This window comes from Paracoccus fontiphilus, from assembly GCF_017356265.1.
Classification (GTDB): Bacteria; Pseudomonadota; Alphaproteobacteria; order Rhodobacterales; family Rhodobacteraceae; genus Paracoccus; species Paracoccus fontiphilus.
On the sequence record NZ_JAFNAW010000010.1, the window covers coordinates 1 to 23,575 of the forward strand.

The following is a 23,575-nucleotide window of genomic DNA, read 5'->3' on the forward strand; positions in this document are numbered from 1 at the left end:
CTCACCGCGTCGGGGAAGGGTCACATGGGTCAAATCTCAATGGAAATTATGTGCCTGCCTGGGTCACTTCTAGGTGGAAATCAACACCCCGAGGTCGTCGTTGACCAGCACCTGCCGCGTGATGCCGATCTTCTTGGCCCAGGTCTCGATCCTGTAGGCCTCGCGCGCCTCGGCCATGGTCCCGGCCTTGATCTCGCCCGCCTCGTTCAGCTTCTCCAGCAGCGGGGCTTCCCCGAGCATGATCTTGTTCACCGAGCGGAAGTCCCGTGCCGAGGTCTGGCGACCGAGGCGGCGGATGCCGGAAGGGGCGGCCTAGTAGGCATCCCGCAACACGCGGCCCACGGTGTTGCCGAGGATGATCGGGAAGTCAGACGTGGTGTGCAGGGCACGGGTCACCAGGCTGGCGGGCGACAGCGCCATCGTGGACTCGCCGCGCAGGGTCAGCAGGTCCTTGGCCATGTCCACCGGCGTGGCATAGGCATAACGGCGGGCGGGTTCGCTCAGGTTGTGGCGTGGGTTGATGCGCGCATAGAGGGCCTCGCCCATCTGACGGGCGCGCAGGGCCGGGTCGTCGTGGCTCTCTCTCATCTCGACGCGCACCTGTTCGGTGCGGATCGTGGGCGCGCTGCGGGTCGCCAGCGCCTCGAAGGCGGCGCAACGGGCGGTGTCGGCATCGGCGGCAGCGTCGATCTGGACGTCGATCCAGGACTGGTCCAGCCCGGCGATGCGGGCGATGCGGGCGATGCGGGCGATGCGGGCGATGCGGGCGGATCTCGGTGTTGATCGCGGCGCGGGTCTTGATCTGCTCACATCGAGGCATATCGACGTTTCAGTGCAATCAGGTGCAGCGCTGCGGCCGCCGCGCCGCCGCCCTTGTTCTGACCCTCGGGGTCCGCTCGAACCTCGGCCTGGGCGATGGTCTCGACCGTCAGGATGCCGTTGCCGATGCAGTGGCCCTGCAGCCCCAGCAGCGTCAGCCCGCGAGAGCTGTCGTTGCAGACCGTGTCGTAGTGCGTCGTCTCGCCCCGGACCACGCAGCCAAGCGCCACATAGCCGTCGTAAAGATCGCGGCTGGCCGCCAGCGCGATGGCCGTCGGGATTTCCAGCGCGCCCGGCACCTCGACCAGGTCCGCGTCGCCGCCTGCGGATTGGGTGACGGCGCGGGCCCCGGCGACCAGCCCTTCGGCGATCTGGCGGTAGTAGGGCGACACCACGATCAGCAGGCGCGCGCCTTCGATGCGGGGAACGGGCAGTTGGTGATGTTCGGTGATGGCGGCCATGTGCCTATTCCTTCGGTATCGGACGCGTGGAATGGATCGAGAGCCCGTAGGCATCAAGACCGATCACCCGCACGGGCGCCGAATTGGTCAGCAGCACCAGTTCCGACAGCCCCAGGCTGGACAGGATCTGCGCCCCCAATCCGTATTGCCGCAGGACGTGGGAGGACACCTCGTCCTGGCGGGGCAGGCGTGGGGCGATGTCGCGGAACAGCACGACCACGCCCCGGCCCTCGTCGGCGATGATGCGCATCGCCTGGCCCAGGGTGCCCGCGTTTTCCCGCCCGATGCCAAGCAAGTCGTGCAGCGGATCCAGAACGTGCATCCGCACCGGGACGGGGCCGGGGGCTGTCAGGTCGCCCTTGGTCAGAGCGATATGTTCGGCGCCCGTGGTCTCGTCGGCGAAAAGGCGCATGGTCCAGTCGCCGCCATGGACGGACTGGACGGCCATCCGGCCGCGTTCGGCGATCAGGTTGTCGTGGCGGCGACGATAGGCGATCAGGTCGCTGATGGTGCCGATCTTCAACCCGTGCTTCCGGGCGAAGGCCACCAGATCCGGCAGGCGCGCCATGGTGCCGTCGTCGTTCATGATCTCGCAGATCACGCCCGAGGGGTTCAGCCCCGCCAGCCGCGCCACGTCCACCGCGGCCTCGGTATGGCCCGCGCGGACCAGCACGCCGCCGTCGCGGGCGCGCAAGGGAAAGATGTGGCCCGGCGTCGCGATGTCGGCCGCGCCCTTGGCCGCGTCGATGGCCACCGCTACGGTATGCGCCCGGTCCTGCGCCGAGATGCCGGTGGTCACGCCCTCGCGCGCCTCGATCGACATGGTGAAGGCGGTCTCGTGGCGGCTGGAGTTCTTGGGGGACAGCAGCGGCAGGCCCAACGCGTCGATGCGGGCGCCGGTCAGCGACAGGCAGATCAGCCCGCGGCCATGGGTGGCCATGAAGTTGATGACGGCGGGCGTGGCCATCTGGGCGGGGATGACCAGGTCGCCCTCGTTCTCGCGGTCCTCGTGGTCGACCAGGATGAACATGCGGCCGTTGCGGGCCTCGTCGATGATGTCCTCGGTGGGGGAAATCGCGCCGGACCAGATGCGGTCAACGGGCTCCGGGGGGTTATCGGCCATTCCGCCGCTCCTTCAACGAACTGCTGGCGGGCAAGGGAACCCAGGCCCGTGCCAGCGGCGGGGCGAGGTGCAGAAGATCGACGGCGCGGGCCGCGATCTGTGCGGTGGCGTCGGCAAGGCTTTCCGGGCGCAGGTAGAAGGCGGGGACCGGCGGCAGGATGATCGCCCCCATCTCGGTCGCCGCCTGCATGTTGCGCAGATGGGCCAGGGTCAGCGGCGCCTCTCGGGCCAGAAGGACCACGGGGCGGCGTTCCTTGAGCTGCACCCCGGCGGCACGGGTCAGAAGGTTGTCGTCCAAGCCATGCGCGATGGCGGCAAGGCTGCGCATGGAACAGGGCGCGACGATCATGCCGGCGACCGGGCTGGACCCCGACGCGATGCTGGCGCCCAGATCGCCCAGCGGATGCACCCGCGCGGCCATCGCGCGCAGCCGGTCCGCGGCGTCCGGGCCAGCTTCCTCGGCCAGGGTGCGTTCCGCCATGGCCGACAGGACCAGGTCCACCGCCGCACCGGCGCGATGAAGCGCCGCCGCGCAATCCAGCGCAAGAACCGCCCCCGAGGCGCCGGATACGCCCAGAACCACCCTCATGCCATGATCCCGGCCAGCAGCGCCTCGGCCCGCGCGGCATGGGCGGGATCAAGCGCCATGACCTGCCCCCAGTCGCGCGCGGTTTCCGTGCCGATCTTGGTGGTGGCGTCCAGGCCGATCTTGCCCGCCAAACCTTCCAGCGGGGATGCGAAATCCAGGTAGTCCATCGGCGTGCGGTCGATGACCATCACGTCCCGCGCGGGGTCCATGCGCGTGGCAAGCGCCCAGGCGATGTCGTCCCAGTTGCGGATGTCCATGTCGCCATCCACCACGACCACGATCTTGGTATAGGAAAACTGCGGCAGCATCCCCCACAGCGCCATCATCACCCGTCGCGCCTGGCCGGGATAGCGCTTGTCGATGCGGACCACCGCCATGCGATAGGAACAGGCGGCGGGCGGCAGCCACAGGTCGCGCACCTCGGGGATCTGGGCGCGGATCACCGGCAGGGCCAGGTCGTTGAACACCTCTCCGATCACGGAGGGCTCGTCGGGCGGTCGGCCGGTGACGGTGGACAGATACAGCGGATCGCGGCGGCAGGTGATCGCGGAAACGCGCATGACCGGAAAGGGCTCGACCGCGTTGTAATAGCCGGTGTGATCGCCGAAGGGGCCCTCGGGCGCGGTCTCGCCGGGGTGGACCCAGCCTTCGACCACGATCTCGGCCCGGGCGGGGACCATCAGCGGCACCGTGCGGGCCGCGACCAGTTCGGTCCGCTGGCCGCGCAGCACGCCGGAGAAGCCCAGCTCGGACACGGTTTCCGGCAGCGGCAGGGCAGCGGCCAGAAGCAGCGCCGGATCGGCGCCAAGCGCGATGGCGACCGGCATCGGCTGGCCCGCGCGCATCCAGGTCCGGTGGTGCGCCGCGCCGCCGCGATGGGCCAGCCAGCGCAGGATCAGCCGGTCCGGCCCCAGCACCTGCGCGCGATAGACGCCAAGGTTGTAGTCGCCCAGATCCTCGGACCCCTGCGGGCGGGTCAGCACCACCGGCCAGGTGATCAGCGGCCCGCCGTCGCCCGGCCAGGGCGTCTGCACGGGCAGCGCGTCCAGTCCCGGCAGGCCGTCCCCCTGCACGGGGGCGTTGCGCAGGATCGTGGGCCGCGCCGACAGGGCCGCGCGCAGCATCGGCCAGCGGGACCAGGCGTCGCGCATCCCGCGCGGCGGCGTCGGGCTGCGCAGGCTGGCCAGCAGTTCGCCGAAGGCGGGGATCTGGTCGGGCAGAAGCCCCAGCCCCGCCGCCACCCGGTCGCGCGTGCCGAACAGGTTGCCGATCACCGGCAGGGTGGGCCCGTCATGTGCATCGAAGCGCAGGATCGGCCCTTGGCGGCGCAGGGCGGCCAGTTGCACGGCGGTCATCTCGTGGCGCAGGGACACGGGCGCGCCGATCCGCGCCAGATCGCCGCGCGCCTCGGCATGGGCCAGGAAGGCCCGCAGATCGGGAAACAAGGGAAGGCTGCGGGGGGGAGGCGGGGACAGGGTCATGGACATGTCGTCTAGCGCGGGGCAGGGGCGTCCTGCTTGACGATAGTCAAGGAGAGCCCTGATTTTCCCCGCTAACCCGGCAGGCATGACCTTGGCCCCACCCCTTCCCGCCATGCTGCGGCGCCTGCCCGCGCCGCCCTTGTCCCCCGCCCTTGCCGGCCGGGCGCTGAGCGCCCTGCTGCGCCGCATTGCCCGAAGGAACCCGGCGATCCTGTCGCGCCTCGGCCCTCATGGCGCGGCGCGCTTTCTGATCGACGTGACCGACGCGCCCCTTCTGCTGCTGATGGAGCCGCAGGCGCAGCGCATGACCGCGCACCGGCGCAGCGCCGCCCCCGTGCCCGGCCATGATGCGGCGATCCGGGGACGGCTGGCGGCCTTCCTGGCCATGCTGCACGGGTCCGAGGATGGCGATGCGCTGTTCTTTTCGGGCGAACTGGCGATCGCGGGCGATACCTCGGCCGTTCTGGCGCTGCGCAACGCCTTGGACGATGCCGAACTGGACCTGACCGCGGAACTGGAGGCGCTGGCCCGCCCGCCGCTGGACGTCTGGCTGCGGCGGATGATGGCGGCCGCCGCCCGCCGCAGCGGCTATGTGCTTTCCCGAGAGGTGTGAGGAATGATGGAACTGGTCTGCCCGGCGGGCACGCCCGCGGCCCTGCGGGCGGCGGTGGATGCGGGGGCGCACACCGTCTATTGCGGCTTTGCCGACGAAACCAATGCCCGCAACTTTCCGGGGCTGAACTTCTCGCGCCCCGAGATGGCCGAGGGCGTGGCCTATGCCAAGGCCCGCGGCGCGCGGGTCCTGGTTGCCATCAACACCTTTCCCCGCGCGGGCGAACAGGCGCTGTGGCACCGCGCGGTGGCCGATGCGCATGGGGCGGGCGCGCACGCGGTGATCCTGGCCGATCCGGGCCTGATCGCCCATGCGGCGGACACGCATCCGGACCTGCGGCTGCACCTCTCGGTCCAGGCCGCCGCCGCCAACCCCGACGCGATCAACTTCTATGCCGAAAGCTTCGGCATCCGCCGCGTGGTGCTGCCCCGCGTCCTGACGGTCGAGGAGATCACCGCCATCAACCGCGAGATCGACATCGAAACCGAGGTTTTCGTCTTTGGCGGCCTTTGCGTCATGGCCGAGGGACGCTGTTCGCTGTCGTCCTGGGCCACGGGCCTGTCGCCCAACATGAACGGCGTCTGCTCGCCCGCAAGCCATGTCGTCTATGACGAGGTGGCGGGCCAGAACGAGGCGCGGCTTGGCGGGCTCTTGATCCACCGCACGCCGAAAGGGGCGCCGGTGCCCTATCCCACGCTCTGCAAGGGCTGCTTCACCGCGCCCGCCACGGACACCGGCCCGGCCCAGACCGGGCACATCTTCGAAGACCCCGTCAGCCTGGACGCCACCGAACTGATCCCCCGCCTGCAAAGGGCCGGGGTGACGGCCCTGAAGATCGAAGGTCGGCAGCGGTCCCGCGCCTATGTGGCCCAAGTGGTCCGCGCCTTCCGCGCCGCCGTCGAGGCCGCCGAGGCAGGCGCCCCCATGCCCGCCGGGCTGCTGGCGAAACTGACCGAGGGCCAGTCCGCCACCACCGGCGCCTATGCCAAGACCTGGAGGTAAGCCATGGACCTGACCATCGGCCCCGTCGCCTTCTTCTGGACCGCCGAGACGGTGCGCGGCTTCTACCGCGACCTTGCCGCCAGCCCCGCCCGGCGGGTGGTGATCGGCGAATGGGTGTGTTCCAAGCGCCTGCCGTTCTGGCAGGACGAAATCCCCGGCGCGGTCGAGGTCCTGTCGGCTGCGGGCAAGGAGGTGGCGCTGTCCACGCTGGCCCTTGTGACGCTGCGCCGCGAGCGTCGCCAGACCGCCGACCTGTTCGAGGCCGGGCTTCCCGTCGAGATCGCCGACCTGGGCGCGTTGCGATACCTTCCCGAAGGCGTGCCGTTCCAGGTCGGTCCGACGGTGAATGTCTACAACGAGGGCACGCTGGAATGGCTTGCACGCAAGGGAGCCACGCGGGTCTGCCTGCCGCCGGAACTGCCCTTGGCATCGGTCGCCGTGCTGGCGCGGGCGGGCCGGGCGGCGGGTGTCGCGATCGAGGTCTGGGGCCATGGCCGTGCGCCGCTGGCGATCTCGGGGCGGTGCTATCACGCCCGGTTGCACGACCGCGCCAAGGACAGCTGCCAGTTCGTCTGCGGCGACGATCCCGATGGGCGCGACGTGGAAACGCTGGACGGCCGGGCCTTCCTGACGGTGAACGGCGTGCAGACGCTGGGCCATGCGCATACCACCGTCGCGGGACAGGTCGCGGATCTGGCCGAGGCCGGCGTCAGCGCCCTCCGGCTGTCCCCCCAGGCAAGCGGCTTTCCCGGCCTGGTCCGGCTTTACGACAAGATGGCGCGGCAGGACATCACCGCGGGCGATGCCCTCGCCCGCCTGCAGGCCCTGATGCCCGGCGCATCCCTGGCGAACGGCTTCCTGGCCGCCGCCCCCGGCCTGCGCCCGGTTGGGTGATCCGGCAGACCGGCGCTGGCGGTCACGTCAAGCCGCCACGCCCCAAGGAGACGGGATCAGCAGAAGGGCTGCGGGCATCGCTGCCTTGCAGCCGTGCCGGATGCGGGCCGGTCCCGGTTCTGAAGCAGGCGCGTCAAGGCTTGCTGCACGCCTCCGGCCTGCCGCTAGAAGACACCCAGCACATACAGGATGACGATGACAATGACCGGCACGCCCAGCCACCACGCTACAAGACCCTTCATGAGAAACTCCTGACTCCATGCGGTTGTAGAGCCAACGTCATCTCGTGCCTCGGGTTCCGCCGGGCTTCAGGCCCTGTGGCACATCCGCTATAGCGGTTCGCATGATCTATCGCGCCGCAACTCGTGTCCTTGAAACCGCCCTTCGGCTGCGCGCCATGCCGCGCGGACAGCATCGGCTGCGGCAACGCCTGGCGCTGGAGGAGGTGGGGCCTGCCGACATCTGGTTCCACGGGGCCTCGGTGGGGGAACTGGCCTCGGCCCGTCCCATCGTCCAGGCCCTGGCGCAGTCGCATCGCGTGCTGGTGACGGCCAACAGCGCCACGGGGCGGGATCTGGCATCGGAATGGGGGCTGACCGCGCGGCTGGCGCCCCTGGACGTGCCGGGCGCCCTGGCGCGCTTTCTGGATCAGGTCCGTCCGCGCCTGCAGGTCACGGTCGAGGGCGAATTTTGGCCCCTGCGATCGCGGGTCCTGGCCGCGCGCGGCATTCCGCAGGCGATGATCGGGGCGCGCATGTCGCAGCGCTCGGCGGACCGCTGGGCGCGCCTGCCGCGCGTGATCGGTCCGGTGCTGGGCCGCCTGACCACCCTGTCTGCCCAGGATTCGGGCAGCGAGACACGGCTGCGGGCCCTGGGCCTGCGGGACGAGGCCGTCCTGCCGCGGCTGGACCTGAAGCTGCTGGCGCCGGCAGGCGTGGTTCCGCCCGCCCCCTCGGCGCTGCGCGACCGGGTGCTGCTGGCCGCCTCGACCCACGAGGGCGAGGAAGCCCTGGCGCTGGAGGCGTGGGACCAGGCGCGCCGCCGCTGCCCCGGCCTGCGGCTGATCCTGGCCATCCGCCATCCCCAGCGGGGCGACGAGGTCGCGGCCCTGCTGGCGCGGCGCGGCATCGCCTTCGAGCGCCGGTCGCAAGGCGGTGCGAACGGGGATGTGCTGCTGGCCGACACCCTGGGAGAGATGCATCGCTGGTACGAGGCCGCGGGCCTGTGCCTTGTCGGGGGATCGCTGACCGACCGGGGCGGCCATACCCCGTGGGAGCCCGCCGCGCACGGATCGGCGATCCTGCACGGCCCCCATGTCGGCAACTTCACCGACGCCTATGCGGCCTTGGATGCGGCGGGTGGGGCAAGGCGGGTCGATGCGGCGACCCTGGCGGACCAGGTGACGCGCCTGGCGGGCGATCCCTGGGACGCCCGGCGGATGGGGCTGGCGGCGCGGCGGGTGCTTGACGATCGCGCGGGCGATCCTGCCGCCCTGATCGCCCACCTGCGCCAGCTTGCAGCGACGTCCCGCCGACACGATATAGGCAGGGAAGGGAATGGGATTTGACCGATGATCCGCTATAGCCTGCGCTGCGACCAGGGACATGATTTCGACGGCTGGTTCCGCTCGTCCGAGGCGTTCGAGACGATGCGGGCGGCGGGTCATGCCGCCTGCACGCGATGCGGGTCCACCAAGGTCGAGAAATCGCTGATGGCTCCCGCCGTGTCCGCGCCCCGGCAGGCCGGGTCTGACGCAAACCCGGTCGAGGCTGCGCTGAACGCCCTGCGCCAGCAGGTCGAGGCGAACAGCGATTACGTCGGCCTGAAATTCGCGGACGAGGCCCGCGCCATGCACGAGGGGCGCGCGCCCAGCCGCGCGATTCACGGAGAGGCCCGGCCCGAGGAAGCCCGGAAGCTGATCGAGGAGGGCGTGCCGGTGGCGCCCTTGCCCTTCATTCCGCGCCAGAAGACGAACTGATCGCAAGAACAATCGCGCTTATCCCCTTTCCGCCCTTGCGGTTTCGCCCCCCCGCCCATAAAAGCCGCGGCCAGCAGAAACCCTTGCCTGGAGGCCCGCGATGCCGCTTCTGGTGATGAAATTCGGCGGCACGTCGGTTGCGGATCTGGACCGCATCAGGAGTGCCGCCCTGAAGGTGCAGCGCGAGGTCGAGCGCGGCTATGACGTCATCGTCATCGTCAGCGCCATGTCGGGCAAGACGAACGAGCTGGTGGGCTGGGTCGAGCAGACCTCGCCCCTGTTCGACGCGCGCGAATACGACGCGGTCGTCAGTTCCGGCGAGAACGTGACCGCCGGGCTGATGGCGCTGACCCTGCAGGAAATGGGCGTGCCCGCGCGGTCCTGGCAGGGCTGGCAGGTGCCGATCAACACCACGGCGCAGCATTCGTCGGCGCGGTTCGTGGACATCCCGCGCGCCAACATCGACCAGAAGTTCGCCGAGGGCTTCAAGGTCGCGGTGGTCGCGGGCTTCCAGGGGCTTGGCCCCGACGGGCGCATCACCACGCTGGGCCGGGGCGGGTCGGACACGACCGCCGTGGCCTTCGCCGCCGCCTTCGAGGCCGAGCGCTGCGACATCTATACCGACGTGGACGGCGTCTACACGACCGACCCGCGCATCACCACGAAGGCCCGCAAGCTGGAAAAGATCGCCTTCGAGGAGATGCTGGAACTGGCGTCCCTTGGCGCGAAGGTCCTGCAGACGCGGTCCGTCGAACTGGCGATGCGCTTCAAGGTGCGGCTGCGCGTGCTATCCTCGTTCGAGGACACGGACGAAAATTCGGGCACCCTGATCTGTGCCGAGGAGGAAATCATGGAATCGAAAGTCGTCAACGGCGTCGCCTCCTCGCGCGACGAAGCCAAGATCACCCTGGTCACGGTCGAGGACCGGCCCGGCATTTCCGCCGCCATCTTCGCGCCGTTGGCGGAGGCGGGCGTGAACGTGGACATGATCGTCCAGAACATCTCGGAAAAGGACTACGAGGATCATCCGGGTTCGGTGACCGACATGACCTTCTCGGTCCCGATCAACCAGGTGGAGCGCGCCAAGCGCGCGATGGAGGACGCCAAGGCCGCGGGTCACATCGCCTATGACGAACTGGTCGTGGACACCGAGGTCGCCAAGGTCAGCGTCGTGGGCATCGGGATGCGCAGCCATGCGGGCGTGGCCGCGAAGATGTTCAAGGCGCTTGCCGACGAAAACGTCAACATCAAGGTCATCGCCACCAGCGAGATCAAGATTTCGGTGCTGATCGACCGCAAGTATATGGAATTGGCCGTGCAGGCGCTGCATGATGCCTTTGGCCTGGAAGCGGCCTGACATTCTCTGACGGCCCGCCCCTTTGCGGCGGCGGCGGGTTATCGCAAAGCAAGGCGGGCCGGCGATGCAAGACCGCAAGGACAGCGACTCTCGCAAGTTGCTGCAACGGTTGAAGGGAATTCTGGCCGCGCCCGGCGGCGGCCAGGACCGGCTTGACCAGATCACCCATCACATCGCCGATTCGATGGGAACGCAGGTCTGCTCGATCTACCTGTTCCGCGATGCCGACACGCTGGAACTGTGCGCGACCGAGGGTCTGCGCCCCGAATCCGTCCACCGCACCCGCCTTCGCCTGGGCGAGGGGCTGGTGGGCCGCGTGGCGCGCACCGGGCGGCATGTGAACACCGCCGACGCGCCCTCCGAACCCGGCTTCCGCTTCATGCCGGAAACGGGCGAGGAAGTGTTCCCCTCGTTCCTTGGCGTGCCGATCCAGCGGGTCGGCGAACGCCTGGGCGTCCTAGTGGTCCAGTGCCGCGAGGCGCGGCTGTTTTCCGAAGACGAGATCTATGGCCTGGAAGTCGTGGCCATGGTTCTTGCCGAGATGACCGAGCTTGGCGCCTTCCAGGGCACGCAGACCGACAGCCTGCCCCCGGCGCACCGCTTTCCGCTGATGATCCGCGGGTCGGTCGGACAGGAAGGCGCCGCCGAAGGGCGCGTCTGGCTGCACGAGGCGCGCGTGGTCGTCACGAACCCGGTGGGCGACGATCCCGACCGAGAGCTTGCGCGCCTGCACGAAGGCGTGGACATGCTGCGCAGCACCGTCGATTCGATGGTGGCTGCCGCCGACATGGGTGGCGACGGCGAACACGCGGCCGTTCTGGAAACCTATCGCATGTTCGCCCATTCGCGAAGCTGGCTGAAGCGGATGGAGGAGGACATCCGGCTGGGCCTGTCGGCCGAGGCCGCGGTGGAAAAGGAACAGTCCGCCGCCCGCGCCCGGCTGGAGATGGCCGCCGATCCCTATCTGCGCGACCGGCTGCACGACCTGGACGACCTGTCGAACCGCCTGTTGCGGATCCTGACGGGGCAGGGGGCCGACACCGGGGCCGCCATGCCCGACAACCCGATCCTGGTCGCGCGTAACATCGGCCCGGCCGAACTGCTGGAATACGGCCGCCGCTTGCGCGGCGTGGTGCTGGAGGACGGTTCCGTCGGCAGCCATGCGACCATCGTGGCGCGGGCGCTGGCGATCCCGCTGGTGATCCATGCCGGCCGCATCACGACCGAGGCGCTGAACGGCGACACGATCCTGGTCGATGGCGACCAGGGCATCGTCCACCTGCGCCCCGAGGAAACGGTCTACAAGGCCTTCCTGGACAAGATCGCCATGCAGGCCGAGGCGCAGAACCGCTATGCCAGCCTGCGCACCCTGCCGGCCACCGGCACCTGCGGCACCACGATCCAGCTTTACATGAATGCCGGGCTGATGGCCGATCTGCCCTCGCTCGACGGGTCGGGGGCCGAGGGCGTGGGCCTGTTCCGCACCGAGCTGCAATTTCTTATCCGCAACCACGTCCCCCGCCGGGGCGAACTGGCCGAACTGTATCGGCGCGTCCTGGACAACGCCCACAGCAAGCCGGTGATGTTCCGGACCCTGGACATCGGGTCGGACAAGGTCCTGCCCTACATGAAGCCGCAGGACGAGCCGAACCCGGCGATGGGCTGGCGCGCGATCCGGGTGGGTCTGGACAAGCGCGGGGTGCTGCGGATGCAGTTGCAGGCGCTGATCCGCGCCTCTGTCGGGCGGCCGCTGCACGTGATGTTCCCCTTCGTGGCCGACATCAGCGAATACGAGGCCGCCTACCGCATCCTGATGCAGGAACTGTCGCGCGAACAGCGCCTGGGCCATGCCATGCCCACGGACATCCGCGTGGGGGCGATGCTGGAAACGCCCTCGCTGGCCTTCGCGCCCAAGAAGTTCTTTGAGATGTGCGACTTCATCTCGATCGGGGGCAACGACCTGAAGCAGTTCTTCTTCGCCGCCGACCGCGAGAACGAGCGGGTGCGGCGGCGTTACGACACGCTGAACTCGTCCTTCCTGCTGCTGCTGCGCCAGATCATCGAGCGTTGCGAGGACGCCCGCGTGCCTTTGTCCTTCTGCGGCGAGGATGCGGGCCGTCCCGTCGAGGCGCTGACCTTCGCAGCCTTGGGAATCCGGCGCCTGTCGATGCGCCCGGCCTCGATCGGGCCGGTCAAGCACCTGATCCGCCGGGTGTCCATCACCGACTTGCGGCGGGTCATCGACGAGGGCCTGGATTCGGGCCTGCCCAATCTTCGACGCCCCGTGACCGAGTGGCTGGCGCAGCAATAGGCGGAAAGCCGCAGGATAAGGCAGCGGCCGATGGCCGGGACCAGCGAAAGGCAACCTTGATGAACCTGATCGTGTTAGGCTTGCGCCTTGCTGCAGCAAGCCACCACCCTTATAGTGAAACGGTTTTTGGCAACCATCACCTGATATGAAGCGCCGTCAATTTCTCAACGCAGCCACCGCCCTGGCCGCCGGAGGCTCGTTTGCCGCCGTGCCCGCGCAGGCCCAGACCGCACCGGACGAGGGGGCACCGGCAGACGCAGCGGGCAGCGCCCCGCCGGCGCCCGCACCGACTGTCTTCGGTTTCGAGGAGGTTGCCTCGCTTGCGGCGGAACGCGCCACGCGTGTTTACGAGCAGCCGGTGGCCGAGCAGGTGGGCAGCTTTGCCAACCTGAGCTACGACCAGTACCGCGCCATCCGGTTCCGCCGCGACCGCGATCCCTTCGCGGGCAATCCCCGCTTCGGGATGGACCTGCTGCCGCCGGGCTCTATCTATTACGAGCCGGTCAACATCAACGTGGTCCGCAACGGCGTGCCGCACCGGCTGGAATTCGACCCCTCGATGCTGGATTTCGATCCGTCGCAGTTTCCGGACGGCGTGGACCTGCAGAACAAGGGCGAGATGGGCTGGTCCGGCTTCCGGATGCGGACGATCCTGAACCGTCCCGGCGTTCTGGACGAGTTCCTGGTCTTCCAGGGCGCGACCTATTTCCGCGCCGTGGCGCGCGGCACGATCTATGGCCTGTCCGCGCGCGGCCTTGCCATCAAGACCGGCAGCCCGGACGGAGAGGAGTTCCCGTTGTTCACGGATTTCTGGATCCAGGAACCGTCGGACACGTCGGAATGGATTCGCATCTATGCGCTGCTGGACAGCAAGTCCGTGGCGGGCGCCTACCAGTTCGACATCAATCCCGGCGCGGTGTCGATGATCCGGGTGCGGGTCGCGCTGTTCCCGCGCGTCGATCTGCAGAACACCGGGCTTGCGCCCCTGACCTCGATGTTCTGGTTCAGCCCGGCCAGCCGGCGCCAGGTGGACGACTACCGCCCTTCCGTGCATGACAGCGACGGGGTCGAGATGCACACGGGCGCGGGGCAGGCGCTGTGGCGGACGCTTGGCGCGCACAAGACGCTGCAGATCTCGTCCTTTGTCGACAACAATCCGCGCGGCTTCGGCCTGATCCAGCGCAAGCGGGCCTTCGACGACTACGAGGACGCCGAGGCGATGTATCACCTGCGTCCCTCGGCGTGGATACAGCCCGAGGAACCCTGGGGCGAGGGCGAGGTCCGGCTGGTCGAGATCCCGGTCGAGAACGAGTTCAACGACAACATCGTCACCTGCTGGGTTCCCAAGGAACCGCTGGTCCGCGACAAGCGCCACGAATACCGCTATCGCCTGTCCTTTGCGCCCTTGCCGGCAAACGATCTTCCGCTGGCCAAGGTGGTGCAGGCGCGGACCGGCCAGTCGATCAATGCCCAGGCGGCGCGCAGCGTGATCGTGGACTTCGACCTGTCCTTGTTTTCCGACACGCTTCCCGAATCCAAGGTCACGACCTCGGCCGGCAACATCGTCCATGCCTATCTCAAGGCCTTGCCCGACCAGGGCGTGCTGCGCCTCGCCTTCGAATTCGAACCGGGCGATGCCACCCTGGCCGAATTGCAGGCGGTGCTGACCAACGCAGAAGGCGTCGCGCTGAGCGAAACCTGGCTGGCCCGCTGGACCGCATGACCCCCATGGATCAGCCCACCGCCCCGGCGGCGACGATGCCGGCCACCCCGCCCGAATCGCCGCTGGCCATGCCCGTCCAGGACTTCGGTGCGCCCCCGCGGCAAGCCTTTCCCCGGCTGCGCAACGACTGGCGGGTCTGGATGGCCCGGCTCGTGGCCTTTGGCGGAACGGCTGCCATCGCCGTCGTGGGCTTTCTGCAGATGCTGCAGACCTTTGGCGTCAACCCGACGCCGATGCAGTGGGCCTTGCTGGCGCTATTCGTTCCGACCTTCGCTTGGGTGGGCTTTTCATTCTGCGGGGTCTTGGCGGGGCTGTTCGCGCCGCGCCTGACGACGCCCGAGGAGCCGAACCACGCCCGCGTGGCCGTGGTCATGCCGATCTATCACGAGGATGCCGCCAAAAGCATCGGGCTGCTGACCGCCCTTGCCCGCGAGATCGAGCGCGAGGGCATGGCCGACCGGACCGAGATCTTCGTGCTGTCCGACAGCCGCGATCCGGTGATCGCGGTCAACGAGACCATGGTGATCGACGCGGCCCGCAAGATGTCGCCCTTGCCGATCTGGTACCGGCGCCGCATCACCAACGAGGACCGCAAGACCGGCAACATCAGCGACTTCATCCGCCGCTGGGGCGGGCGCTATGACCAGATGGTCGTGCTGGATGCCGACAGCATCATGACCGGCGCCACGATCCGGGCCTTGTCGGCGCGCATGAACGCCGATCCCCGGCTTGCGCTGATCCAGACCATGCCCATCCTGGTCGGCGGCGAGACGATCTTTGCGCGCCTGACCCAGTTCGCGGGCCGCGTCTATGGCCCGATGATCGCGCGCGGCGTGTCGGCCTGGTCGGGCAATACCGGCAACTTCTGGGGCCACAACGCCATTATCCGCCTGTCGGCCTTTGCCGAATCCTGCGGCTTGCCGCGCCTGCCGGGCAGGCCGCCCTTCGGGGGCACCATCCTGTCCCACGATTTCGTCGAGGCGGCGGCCCTGTGCCGGGCGGGCTGGAAGGTCCGGCTGGACCACGACCTGCGCGGCAGCTTCGAGGGCTGCCCGCCGACGCTTCTGGACATGGCCGTGCGGGAACGCCGCTGGGCGCAGGGCAACCTGCAGCATTCGCGCCTGTTCGGAATGCGGGGCGCGCGCGCCATCACGCTGGCCCATTTCACCATCGGCATCCTGGGCTTCCTGATGAGCCCGCTGTGGCTGGCCCTGATTCTGGTGGGTCTGGTGCTGTCGGCCACGGTGCTGCTTTCGACGCCCGAATACTTCCCGACCGCCTATCAGCTGTTCCCCGACTGGCCGGTCTTCGACGCGCGGCGGATGTTCTGGCTGTTCGTCGTATCGATGGCGCTGCTGCTGCTGCCCAAGCTGATCGCCACCTTCCGCGCCTGGTCCCGGCCGCTCGCGCGCAACTCGGGCGGGCCGGTGCGCATCTTTGCCAGCGCCATGTTCGAGATCCTCCTGTCGGCGCTGATCGCCCCCGTGCAGATGCTGATCCAGACCCGCCAGATCTACGAGATCCTGCGCGGCCGGGACAGCGGCTGGAACGCGCAGGTTCGCGCAGGCTCCATGCCCGACTGGAACGTGGTCATCGCGCGCCACTGGGTCCATGTGCTGCTGGGCATCGGCACGCTGATCGTGCTGGCGCAGTTTTCCCCCGCGCAGCTGATCTGGCTGTCGCCCATCCTGGCGGGGCTGATCCTGTCGCCCGTGACCTCGCGCTATTCGGCAAGCCCCGTCTTCGGCCGCTGGGCCCGGATGCGCGGCCTTCTTGTCACGCCCGAGGAACGCGACCCCCCCGCCGTCCTGTCCGAGGCCGGCGCGGTCTTCCGCGCGATGCCCCGGCCCCTGAAGGGCGCCGCCGGCCTTCTGAAGCTGGCAGGCGACGGCGACATGATCGAGCGTCACATCGCCCTGCTGCCCGCCAACCCGCCCCTGCCCGAGGACAAGCGCCTGAACCGCATCACCGCGGGCGCCAAGATCGCCCATGCCCGCACCCGGACCGAGGCGCTGAACTACCTGACGCGCGACGAAACGGACGCGCTGGTCTCCGATCCCGACCTGCTGCGGCAATGGAGCCTGCTTCCTTCATGAGGCGGCTGATCGCTCTGGACATGCTGCGCGGCTACGCGCTGGTCTGCATCATGCTGGACCACATGCCGATCTCGGCCTTGCGGTGGTTCACGCTGGCGAACTTCGCCATCTTCGACGCGGCCGAACTGTTCGTGCTGCTGTCCGGTTTCCTGGTCGGCATGGTCTGGCTGTCGGTCGAGACCAGGCAGGGCCTTCGCGCCGCCCAGTGGCGCTTCGCCCGGCGCGCCTTCGAGGTGTGGCGCGCCCTGGTCTTCGGCGGCCTGGTCATGGCGCTTGTATCCGCCGGGTTGCTGGCCATGGACATGGACCACACCGCGATCTGGCATCAATACGCGATCTGGGTCCTGGAAAATCCGATCGGCTTTTTCGGCGTGCTGGCGACCATGTGGCTGCAGCCGAACCTTCTGGACGTGCTGGCGGTCTATGTCATCCTGCTTGCCTCGGTTCCGATCCTGGTGCCGGTGATGATGCGCCATCCGCTCAGCTTCGCGGCGGGGTCCTTCGCGCTGTGGTGCTTTGCGCCCGTGCTGAACGCCTTTGTGCCCAACCACCGGCTGGGCGGGCTGCTGTTCAACCCCTTCGGCTGGCAGATGCTGTTCTTTTCCGGCATCGCCATGGGCCTTTACCGGCAGCAGATCATGCCGGTGCTGATGCAGCACAGAAAGCTGCTGACGGTGCTGTCCACGGGCATGTTCGTGTTCGGCTCTGCCATCGTGATCGCCGCCAAGTTCGGCGAACCCGCGCTGCCGCTGCGCGACGCGCTGCGCCTGATCTACGGCGGCGAGATCGGCAAGTGGGACCTGGACGGCACGCGCTACATGGCGATCATGGGCGCAAGCTGGCTGGTCGCCGTGCCCCTGGCCCGCATCATGGAACGGATGGCCGCCAGCCGCCTGGGCGTCGCGCTGCAGCAGATCGGCCGTGGCGGGCTGTTCTCGTTCCTGGCCTGCGTGCTGCTGTCGGTCCTGGGCGACGCGTTCCAGATGAACCCGCTGGGGCAGGGCGTGGCGCGCCGCATGGCCGTGGATGTCTGGGCGATGCTGGCGCTGTGGTGGGTCTCGGCCCTGTGGCTGACCTATGGCGCGCCGTGGCAGATGTCGATCACCCTGCGCCGCCAGGGCAAGGGCTGACCGTCAGGATCGGGGAAAGGTGGAGGCGGGTACCGGAATCGAACCGGTCTTCACGGATTTGCAATCCGCTGCGTAACCTCTCCGCCAACCCGCCGGAGCCTCGCGTTTGCTAAGGTTTTCGATTGAGAGGGTCAAGGGGGTTATCACTCCATTTATCACATTCATGTTCTGGCCCCGTTCTGTTCTGGATCAGGACCGCTTGGCGCGGGCTTGTTTCGCCCGCATGATCTGCCGGGCTTCCCCGGCATACTTCCGCACCATCGCCTTGGTGGAATGGCCGCTGTAGGACATGATCTCGTCGTCGTCGCAGTTAGCCCAAGCCAATTCCATGACGCCGCGATAGCGCAGTGCGTGAAGGTCATAGGCTTCCAGGCCAAGCCTCCGTCGCTCGGCCAGCATCACCTCGGCCATGCGCCGGTAGTCCATGCGGCTGCCGTCCTGCTTAGTGATGATGTATCGGGCGGGCAGCGGCGCAAAAGGCAAGGCTGCTTTGGCCGCGTCTAGTGCCGCCTTCAATGCAACGGTGCAGGGCAGGACCAGGGCCACGTCAGTCTTGTTCTGCCGCAGCCGCAGCGTTCCATCACCTGCCGGGTCATAGTCGCCCCAAGTGAAGCCGACCCAATCGCTAGGCCGCTGGACGCTGCCCACGCCGATCTCGAAGATCAGCCGTTCAAGCGGTCCAGCCTCGGCCCGCCACTTGGCGACGGCCGCATCAGGCCAAGGAACATGCGGCTGCTTGCGTTCTTTCGGAACGGTCAGGCGTTCGATGCCCTTGGCCGGATTGTCGTCAAGCCAGCGCCGCCGAATCACTTCCTTGGCGATCATGCTAATGGCAACGGGGATGTAGTTGGCGAAACGAACGCGATGCTTGTTTGCATCCATCGCTGCGTAAATGTCCGGCTGCGATAGCCGGGATACATCGCGCTTGCCAATCTTGTCGATAAGGTAGGCCAGGACAGGCTCAAGGTCTTGCCTGTAGCGGACAGACTTCTCGGCCCAACGATCCGACTCGCGCAGGATCTGGATAGCTGCACCCCAAGAACGCTTAGCCTCGGCCTTCTTGCCGGTCATGACCTCCCAATACTGGCGGTCAAACTCTTCGGTGCCTTCTGGGGCAGTGAAGCGGTGCAGGTATTTGCCGCCTTTGCGGAAGTAGAGGTATCCGGGCTTGGACTCGAATACATAGGGCTTTCGGCCTGCTTTCCTCACCAGCCAATACCTCCTTCAATGGCTTCGCCCCGCCCGATTGCGCGAAGGTCGTCAGCGTTCCAGCGGATCAATCCGGGGGCGATCTCGCGGCCCCGTGGCAGATGCCCATCCGCGACCAGCGCCCTAAACTCGCAGGGCTTCATGTCGAGAAGCGATGCCGCAGTTTTCTCGCTGGCCCAGAGGGGCAATGCCTTGGTCATGTAGCTTAGTCTCCGACGACGCGGTGCTTGTCCGCCTCGGTGATGTAGTGAACGACGCGAACGCGATGCCAATCGAGATCGATCACTTCGCAGCCGATTACGTCGATGGCCTGCGTGGCGTTGATCATGATCTTTGTCTGGGTCACGTCCCAATCGGGCAGCAGATAGTCCACCACCTCGAAGTCGGTTGCGACGATATAGACGCGGGATGCGTCAGGGCTCGTCTGCATAAACTCCCGAACCTTGCAGGCTTTAGTGCCAGCGGCTGCGGCACTCATGCCTGCGCTAATGGACCGCTGATACAGGCGCAGCGCCACAATATCGTCAACGTTGAACGAGCGAGCCTTTCCCGGCGAGGTCTTAGGGGCGCAGGGATAGAAATTAGAATGAATCGACTCGTTGAAGCGGTCGGGATTGATGTTGGCGATCTCACAAGCCAGCTTGGTAGTAGCTAGCAGATTGGTCTTAGTCGGAAGATTGGTCATTGTTTCACCTCTTGGTATTTACCAGAGGATAGCATAGCTCTGGGATAATGCAAGAGGTGCTCTTGAGATTTACAAGAGGTTGCCCACGAGCGGGATAATTGCGAACAGTCCATTCCTTCAATGGTCAGGCTGTTGCAGCCTCTTGACGCTCCATCCGTTCGCGGACAGCGCGCACGATCTCCGAGTTCTGGCTGGAAGCGTTCTTCGCGGCCTGCGCCGCAACCCACGCCTTCAGGTCAGTTGGCAGGCGCAGCTGCAAGGGCTTTCGGTCGGTCATTTTACGCCTCTATGTCGAGTTGCCACTATACAGGTAGCGATTCGACACTATTGCGTCAATGGTGAAATAGTGTCTAGTCGCTATCATGGCAAAGAGTGCGTATCCAAGCGATCAACAAGACAAGTTCATGCTTCGCCTTCCCGAAGGGATGCGCGAACTTATCAAGGCATCTGCGGACGCTAATGGGCGATCCATGAACGCCGAAATAATCCAAAGATTACAGGACACTTACAGTCAGGAAACTCTTACTGAGATGAGCCAAGCCGCCGCTGACATTGAAAGGGCGTGGCTAGAAGAACGTCTTCATAAAGCACTGATGAGCCGACTGATGTTTGAACTGGGCGGAAACCTTTCCGCAGATGCCATGCAATCAATCATCGACAAGATTAAGCTGCCGGAAAACGAATGAAGCGGGGCCGGTGCGCCGTCCCGACGCCACCCGGCCCCTGTCCCTCGGCGGAGGGAATGCCCTTGCTCGGGCAGGTGACAAGCCCCGGTGTCGCCGTGCCTGCCTGCGCCGCGTCCCCAGAGTAAGGACCGCGCCTTGACGGGGTTATGGCTCCCATAAGCCGCACACTCGCCGTCTTGTGCAGATGCTTCGCGGTGGACATGATCCGCAGGGCGCATCCCGGCCCTATGCCTCTGCCAGCATCGCCAGCGTTCGCCGCGCCTGATCCGGTCGGGGATCTTCGCGTATTTCAAAGGTCCGGTCGTCCACCTTCACCTGCCATTCGGAGGTGATCTCGCGCGCCTGCACGGAACGGCGGACGGTGATGATCGCCGGGCTTTTCGACTGCAACCGCGCCTGCATCACGGCCTCGGAGCCGCGCAGGTAATGGACGTGGGCCGCAACGGTGAATTGCAGCACATAGTCATGGATCATCTGCCCGTCCGGGTCGCGGTAGGTTTCCGGCCTGTAGAAGCTGGCCATCCGGTTGAGTTTGGACGCGGTGCTTTCCATCAGTCCGCCCAATCAATGAATTGCAGCGCGTCCTTGACGGTCGCGTCGTCCAGGCCCGCCTCTTTCGCCTGCGCCATCGCCTGCAACATGGTGTTGAGCGCCCGCGCCTTGCCGCCGTGGTCGTAAGCCTGCATCGGGCGGACGCAATCAATCGCCACGGTTGCCGCCAGCTTTTCGGAGGCTTCCTCGGCCATCAAGTTGCAGATCGGTTGCAGGATCAACTGCGCCAGGTGCCGCTGCGCCTCGCGGACCATTGGCCCGGTCGTGGCGGGGTTGTGCAGGCCGGGCAGGATGCCAAAGACGCCGAACACCTCGCCCTTGGCTTCGGCCAGCAGCCGGTCGGCCAGGGTGCGGGACAGATCCGGGGAAAGCTGATCCGGTGACTTTCCGATGTTCGGGTTCATGCCCGCTTGTGTCGCCTGCGCTACGCCCTCGATAACCAGAGCCGCGCCCCGGTTGCCCCGGAAGGATCGCCGCAGCCCTTCCATATCCTCGGCGCTGCCCTCGGGAACGGGGACGATCTGACTGCCAAGGGGGGCATCGCGGAACACGTCGCGCAAGGCTTCGGTGATCTGTTCCAGCAGTTGCGCCGACAGCCGCGCCCGCGACAGGGGGGCAGAGCCAGCCCAGGGGGTGACGGCATCGCAGCCGATGCGGAAATGCAGCACCTCGCCCGCCAGGACGGTTTCGTTCCTGCCGCCGCCGATTTCGGGCAGTCCCACGCGATAGGCGCGGGGCAAGCCGTAGCGGGTCGATATGTCCCAATCAGTCGCCGGAATGAGCCGGTCGCGGATCAGGAACAGGCATTCGCCCCGGAGCGCCAGAGAGCGCGCAGCAATAGCCATTGTGCGCCGGTCCAGCAAGTCGGTGCCGGTCACGTCTGCAAGGCTTAGACCGGCTTCCCAGAGGCTCACAGAGGTCTGCACAGCCCCGGTCAGTTCGGCTAGGCCGCAGGTGCCGGAAATCCAGGCTTCACGGGCTGCCATGAGGGAGGCGGTATAGCCCGGCTGGATGGCCCGCTGTTCAATCTGTCCAGACTTGGACGCATTGCGCCGGAATAGATCCATGATGCCCATTAGACCCTCCAACGGTTCAGGTGATGGGCAGGGCCGCGATAGGGCAGCCGGTCCCAATGGGTTTCCCATGCCCGCGCCTCGATCTGCGCCGCCGGATAGGCGGGCCGGGTCACGGCGGACAGTTCAAAGAGGCTGGCCCGCGTGATGGTCCGCAGGATGCCGGCGCTTCGCCGTTCGATCCGTTCGCCGCCCTGTTCCACGCGAAAGCCAGGGCTAAGACCACGAATAAGCCCGTTGGCATGAGCCGCCAGGAAGTCTTTTGACCAGCTCGTCGAACCGTCGATTTCGGCCCGCACGGTCAGCGCGTCGTCGCCGTCTGTCAGGGTCAGGTTGCCCGCCGTGGTCGATGCCAGCGGGCGGTTGTAATCGTGACCGGATAGCAGGTGGATTTCGCCCCCTGCCTCGATCCGGTCAGCGAAAGCCCGCGAGGCGACAACCTCATGCCGCCCCGGTGCCAGTTCGGTTTCCAGCCCATAGGGAAAGCGGGCGGTCAGGCGGGTTGTCCCGCCCTCGGCCCGGATTTCCAGCGTTCCGAGATTGCCGCCCCACAGCATCAGGGTTCACCAATGCCGGTCAGGATGCGGGTTTGCATTCCCCGCGGGACGGTGAAATCGGCCGTCACAAGGCCGGTCAGCACCAGCTGGCCCGATGCCGCCTTGGTGTAGGGATCGCGGATCAGGTCAACGCCGCCCCAGATGCCCAGATAACCGGGAGCCACGCCCTGCACGGTCGCGGTCATGATCGCGGTTTCCGCCGGGATCACGTTCGAGATTGCCGGGGTGCCGACATGCTTGGTCAGGCGGTCCCATTCCGAAACAGCCGTGCCGGTGATCAGCGCGTCGTCCAGGTCCGCCCAGATGGCGGGGTCAAAGCCCAGGTTCACCTGATTGGCTGCCGTGATGGCGTTGTCCTGCATGAACGCCACGATCTGCGCTCGGAAGGCTGCCCAGGTCGCGGTCGCGCCAACGGCGGTCGAGGGGATGCCGTAGGTTGCCGCGCCGGGAATGATGCCCAGAGGTTCACCAGCTGCGCCGCTGCCGTTGACGACAACCCGGTCCAGTTCCGCGCCGATGGCCGCGTTGAGGTCGCGCCGGATCGCCTGTTCCAGCCCTTCGCCCGCCTGTTTCAACGCTTTGCGGCTAAGGACCATTTGCGCGCCGCCGGTGTGGTCCGGGTTCAGGCTGCGTTCGGAGGTGTCGAAAGCGGAAGGCCCGCCCACGTTGCCAAGTTCGGTCGTCTGCCAGCCAAAGACAGCGCCAGCGGTCGCCACAGGGAAGGCCAGCTCGCCCGCCGTGATGTTGATACGCTGGATCCCCAAACGCTCGGCAACCGAGTTCGGGAAGATGCGGTCAATGATCGGGCGGATCGTCTTGGGGTTCGGCACGTCCGCCGCCAGGGTTTCGCCCGCACGGGTTTCCAGAGCCGCCAGCGGGATCGGGACGCCCTGATAACCGCCCTTGCTGCGCAGTTCCTGCACAACCTCGGCAGTCGCGCCAGAGAGCGCCCGGCCTTCGTCCAGCGACAAGGCCACCTGCCGCAGTTCAAAGCGCCCGATCAGTTCCGCAAACTCGCGGTCAGAGCGGGTTTCCAGATCGGCCCCGGCCTCGCGCCGTTCCTGATCCTCGGCAATCAGCGCCGCCCGATACTTGGTTTCGTTGGCGCGATATTCCCCGTCCAGTTTTTCGATGGAACGGATCTCGTCGTCGGTCGTGTCGGTCTTGCCGACCAGAGCCGAAAGTTCTTGGCGAATTTCAGACTGTCGCCGTTGCAGTCGCACAGAGTCCAGCATG

At 67.2% G+C, this 23,575-nt stretch carries 25 protein-coding genes and 1 tRNA gene; 11 read left to right on the forward strand and 15 right to left on the reverse strand.

Annotated elements, in window-relative coordinates; genetic code table 11:
- Positions 1-69: 69 nt before the first annotated feature.
- From J0F76_RS20870 to J0F76_RS05535, 6 genes are read right to left on the reverse strand one after another with little or no spacing between them, the layout of a single operon-like run.
- Positions 70-252 (reverse strand): phage major capsid protein, encoded by a 183-nt coding sequence (locus J0F76_RS20870; protein ID WP_242690009.1) that lies wholly within the window; start codon positions 250-252, stop codon positions 70-72.
- A 60-nt stretch (positions 253-312) separates the two neighbouring features.
- Positions 313-810, reverse strand: a complete 498-nt coding sequence (locus J0F76_RS20875) for a hypothetical protein (protein WP_242690010.1) — start codon at positions 808-810, stop codon at positions 313-315.
- Positions 807-1,280, reverse strand: a complete 474-nt coding sequence (locus J0F76_RS05520; RefSeq protein WP_207466617.1) for a 6,7-dimethyl-8-ribityllumazine synthase — start codon at positions 1,278-1,280, stop codon at positions 807-809. Before J0F76_RS05520 ends, J0F76_RS20875 begins: the two co-directional genes overlap by 4 nt.
- Before the next feature lie 4 nt (positions 1,281-1,284).
- Positions 1,285-2,403, reverse strand: coding sequence for a 3,4-dihydroxy-2-butanone-4-phosphate synthase (gene ribB, locus J0F76_RS05525; protein WP_207466619.1), 1,119 nt, complete (start codon positions 2,401-2,403; stop codon positions 1,285-1,287).
- Positions 2,393-2,992, reverse strand: coding sequence for a UbiX family flavin prenyltransferase (locus J0F76_RS05530; protein WP_207466622.1), 600 nt, complete (start codon positions 2,990-2,992; stop codon positions 2,393-2,395). Before J0F76_RS05530 ends, ribB begins: the two co-directional genes overlap by 11 nt.
- Complete coding sequence (locus tag J0F76_RS05535) at positions 2,989-4,473, reverse strand: UbiD family decarboxylase (protein ID WP_207466624.1); 1,485 nt, start codon at positions 4,471-4,473, stop codon at positions 2,989-2,991. The genes J0F76_RS05530 and J0F76_RS05535 overlap by 4 nt, the downstream gene beginning before the upstream one ends.
- An 85-nt stretch (positions 4,474-4,558) precedes the next feature.
- Here J0F76_RS05535 and ubiT point away from each other — a divergent pair, with 85 nt between their 5' ends.
- The 10 genes from ubiT (at position 4,559) to opgC (ending at position 17,577) form a co-directional block, all read left to right on the forward strand.
- On the forward strand, positions 4,559-5,086 hold the full coding sequence (gene ubiT, locus J0F76_RS05540; RefSeq protein ID WP_207466626.1) for a ubiquinone anaerobic biosynthesis accessory factor UbiT: 528 nt from the start codon (positions 4,559-4,561) through the stop codon (positions 5,084-5,086).
- 6 nt (positions 5,087-5,092) lie between these two features.
- Positions 5,093-6,088, forward strand: a complete 996-nt coding sequence (gene ubiU, locus J0F76_RS05545) for a ubiquinone anaerobic biosynthesis protein UbiU (protein ID WP_207466817.1) — start codon at positions 5,093-5,095, stop codon at positions 6,086-6,088.
- A gap of 3 nt (positions 6,089-6,091) precedes the next feature.
- Positions 6,092-6,982 carry a ubiquinone anaerobic biosynthesis protein UbiV gene (ubiV, locus tag J0F76_RS05550; RefSeq protein WP_207466628.1) on the forward strand — a complete coding sequence of 297 codons (891 nt, stop codon included), beginning with the start codon at positions 6,092-6,094 and terminating at the stop codon, positions 6,980-6,982.
- A 343-nt stretch (positions 6,983-7,325) separates the two neighbouring features.
- The gene (locus J0F76_RS05555; protein WP_207466630.1) at positions 7,326-8,549 is read left to right on the forward strand and encodes a 3-deoxy-D-manno-octulosonic acid transferase; all 1,224 of its coding nucleotides are present in this window, start codon (positions 7,326-7,328) and stop codon (positions 8,547-8,549) included.
- Between the two features lie 3 nt (positions 8,550-8,552).
- Positions 8,553-8,960 (forward strand): DUF1178 family protein, encoded by a 408-nt coding sequence (locus J0F76_RS05560; RefSeq protein ID WP_207466632.1) that lies wholly within the window; start codon positions 8,553-8,555, stop codon positions 8,958-8,960.
- A 100-nt stretch (positions 8,961-9,060) separates the two neighbouring features.
- Positions 9,061-10,317 (forward strand): aspartate kinase, encoded by a 1,257-nt coding sequence (locus J0F76_RS05565; protein WP_207466634.1) that lies wholly within the window; start codon positions 9,061-9,063, stop codon positions 10,315-10,317.
- 64 nt (positions 10,318-10,381) lie between these two features.
- Positions 10,382-12,628, forward strand: a complete 2,247-nt coding sequence (ptsP, locus tag J0F76_RS05570) for a phosphoenolpyruvate--protein phosphotransferase (protein ID WP_207466637.1) — start codon at positions 10,382-10,384, stop codon at positions 12,626-12,628.
- 145 nt (positions 12,629-12,773) lie between these two features.
- Positions 12,774-14,351 carry an OpgD/OpgG family glucan biosynthesis protein gene (locus tag J0F76_RS05575; RefSeq protein WP_207466639.1) on the forward strand — a complete coding sequence of 526 codons (1,578 nt, stop codon included), beginning with the start codon at positions 12,774-12,776 and terminating at the stop codon, positions 14,349-14,351.
- Positions 14,348-16,447 carry a glucans biosynthesis glucosyltransferase MdoH gene (gene mdoH, locus J0F76_RS05580; RefSeq protein ID WP_207466641.1) on the forward strand — a complete coding sequence of 700 codons (2,100 nt, stop codon included), beginning with the start codon at positions 14,348-14,350 and terminating at the stop codon, positions 16,445-16,447. Before J0F76_RS05575 ends, mdoH begins: the two co-directional genes overlap by 4 nt.
- A complete protein-coding gene (gene opgC, locus J0F76_RS05585; RefSeq protein WP_207466643.1) occupies positions 16,444-17,577 on the forward strand; it encodes an OpgC domain-containing protein in 1,134 nt (377 codons plus the stop codon). The genes mdoH and opgC overlap by 4 nt, the downstream gene beginning before the upstream one ends.
- Before the next feature lie 20 nt (positions 17,578-17,597).
- On the opposite strand, the gene J0F76_RS05590 is transcribed toward opgC, so the two are convergent.
- From J0F76_RS05590 to J0F76_RS05610, 5 genes are all read right to left on the reverse strand, one after another.
- A tRNA-Cys gene (locus J0F76_RS05590) sits at positions 17,598-17,671 on the reverse strand.
- Positions 17,672-17,766: 95 nt separating this feature from the next.
- Positions 17,767-18,786 (reverse strand): tyrosine-type recombinase/integrase, encoded by a 1,020-nt coding sequence (locus J0F76_RS05595; RefSeq protein ID WP_207466645.1) that lies wholly within the window; start codon positions 18,784-18,786, stop codon positions 17,767-17,769.
- Entirely contained in the window at positions 18,783-18,986 is a 204-nt protein-coding gene (locus J0F76_RS05600) for a hypothetical protein (protein WP_207466647.1), read from the reverse strand. The genes J0F76_RS05595 and J0F76_RS05600 overlap by 4 nt, the downstream gene beginning before the upstream one ends.
- A 5-nt stretch (positions 18,987-18,991) precedes the next feature.
- Complete coding sequence (locus J0F76_RS05605; protein WP_207466649.1) at positions 18,992-19,471, reverse strand: hypothetical protein; 480 nt, start codon at positions 19,469-19,471, stop codon at positions 18,992-18,994.
- A 124-nt stretch (positions 19,472-19,595) separates the two neighbouring features.
- The gene (locus J0F76_RS05610) at positions 19,596-19,748 is read right to left on the reverse strand and encodes an Arc family DNA-binding protein (RefSeq protein WP_207466651.1); all 153 of its coding nucleotides are present in this window, start codon (positions 19,746-19,748) and stop codon (positions 19,596-19,598) included.
- A gap of 85 nt (positions 19,749-19,833) precedes the next feature.
- On the opposite strand from J0F76_RS05610, the gene J0F76_RS05615 reads away from it, so the two are divergent.
- Entirely contained in the window at positions 19,834-20,157 is a 324-nt protein-coding gene (locus J0F76_RS05615) for an Arc family DNA-binding protein (protein ID WP_207466653.1), read from the forward strand.
- 225 nt (positions 20,158-20,382) lie between these two features.
- On the opposite strand, the gene J0F76_RS05620 is transcribed toward J0F76_RS05615, so the two are convergent.
- The 4 genes from J0F76_RS05620 to J0F76_RS05635 are packed head-to-tail and all read right to left on the reverse strand — an operon-like array spanning position 20,383 to position 23,574.
- Positions 20,383-20,709 (reverse strand): phage head closure protein, encoded by a 327-nt coding sequence (locus tag J0F76_RS05620; protein WP_207466655.1) that lies wholly within the window; start codon positions 20,707-20,709, stop codon positions 20,383-20,385.
- Entirely contained in the window at positions 20,709-21,785 is a 1,077-nt protein-coding gene (locus J0F76_RS05625) for a phage portal family protein (RefSeq protein WP_207466657.1), read from the reverse strand. Before J0F76_RS05625 ends, J0F76_RS05620 begins: the two co-directional genes overlap by 1 nt.
- A complete protein-coding gene (locus J0F76_RS05630; protein ID WP_207466659.1) occupies positions 21,785-22,339 on the reverse strand; it encodes an HK97 family phage prohead protease in 555 nt (184 codons plus the stop codon). Before J0F76_RS05630 ends, J0F76_RS05625 begins: the two co-directional genes overlap by 1 nt.
- Entirely contained in the window at positions 22,339-23,574 is a 1,236-nt protein-coding gene (locus J0F76_RS05635; RefSeq protein WP_207466670.1) for a phage major capsid protein, read from the reverse strand. Before J0F76_RS05635 ends, J0F76_RS05630 begins: the two co-directional genes overlap by 1 nt.
- Position 23,575 lies beyond the last annotated feature (1 nt).

Coding starts and splice junctions, on each gene's coding strand:
- J0F76_RS05520 (WP_207466617.1), bottom strand. CDS start 1,280: ATGGCCGCCATCACCGAACATCACCAACTGCCCGTTCCCCGCATCGAA.
- ribB (WP_207466619.1), bottom strand. CDS start 2,403: ATGGCCGATAACCCCCCGGAGCCCGTTGACCGCATCTGGTCCGGCGCG.
- J0F76_RS05530 (WP_207466622.1), bottom strand. CDS start 2,992: ATGAGGGTGGTTCTGGGCGTATCCGGCGCCTCGGGGGCGGTTCTTGCG.
- J0F76_RS05535 (WP_207466624.1), bottom strand. CDS start 4,473: ATGACCCTGTCCCCGCCTCCCCCCCGCAGCCTTCCCTTGTTTCCCGAT.
- ubiT (WP_207466626.1), top strand. CDS start 4,559: ATGACCTTGGCCCCACCCCTTCCCGCCATGCTGCGGCGCCTGCCCGCG.
- ubiU (WP_207466817.1), top strand. CDS start 5,093: ATGGAACTGGTCTGCCCGGCGGGCACGCCCGCGGCCCTGCGGGCGGCG.
- ubiV (WP_207466628.1), top strand. CDS start 6,092: ATGGACCTGACCATCGGCCCCGTCGCCTTCTTCTGGACCGCCGAGACG.
- J0F76_RS05555 (WP_207466630.1), top strand. CDS start 7,326: ATGATCTATCGCGCCGCAACTCGTGTCCTTGAAACCGCCCTTCGGCTG.
- J0F76_RS05560 (WP_207466632.1), top strand. CDS start 8,553: ATGATCCGCTATAGCCTGCGCTGCGACCAGGGACATGATTTCGACGGC.
- J0F76_RS05565 (WP_207466634.1), top strand. CDS start 9,061: ATGCCGCTTCTGGTGATGAAATTCGGCGGCACGTCGGTTGCGGATCTG.
- ptsP (WP_207466637.1), top strand. CDS start 10,382: ATGCAAGACCGCAAGGACAGCGACTCTCGCAAGTTGCTGCAACGGTTG.
- J0F76_RS05575 (WP_207466639.1), top strand. CDS start 12,774: ATGAAGCGCCGTCAATTTCTCAACGCAGCCACCGCCCTGGCCGCCGGA.
- mdoH (WP_207466641.1), top strand. CDS start 14,348: ATGACCCCCATGGATCAGCCCACCGCCCCGGCGGCGACGATGCCGGCC.
- opgC (WP_207466643.1), top strand. CDS start 16,444: ATGAGGCGGCTGATCGCTCTGGACATGCTGCGCGGCTACGCGCTGGTC.
- J0F76_RS05600 (WP_207466647.1), bottom strand. CDS start 18,986: ATGACCAAGGCATTGCCCCTCTGGGCCAGCGAGAAAACTGCGGCATCG.
- J0F76_RS05605 (WP_207466649.1), bottom strand. CDS start 19,471: ATGACCAATCTTCCGACTAAGACCAATCTGCTAGCTACTACCAAGCTG.
- J0F76_RS05610 (WP_207466651.1), bottom strand. CDS start 19,748: ATGACCGACCGAAAGCCCTTGCAGCTGCGCCTGCCAACTGACCTGAAG.
- J0F76_RS05615 (WP_207466653.1), top strand. CDS start 19,834: ATGGCAAAGAGTGCGTATCCAAGCGATCAACAAGACAAGTTCATGCTT.
- J0F76_RS05620 (WP_207466655.1), bottom strand. CDS start 20,709: ATGGAAAGCACCGCGTCCAAACTCAACCGGATGGCCAGCTTCTACAGG.
- J0F76_RS05625 (WP_207466657.1), bottom strand. CDS start 21,785: ATGGGCATCATGGATCTATTCCGGCGCAATGCGTCCAAGTCTGGACAG.
- J0F76_RS05630 (WP_207466659.1), bottom strand. CDS start 22,339: ATGCTGTGGGGCGGCAATCTCGGAACGCTGGAAATCCGGGCCGAGGGC.
- J0F76_RS05635 (WP_207466670.1), bottom strand. CDS start 23,574: ATGCTGGACTCTGTGCGACTGCAACGGCGACAGTCTGAAATTCGCCAA.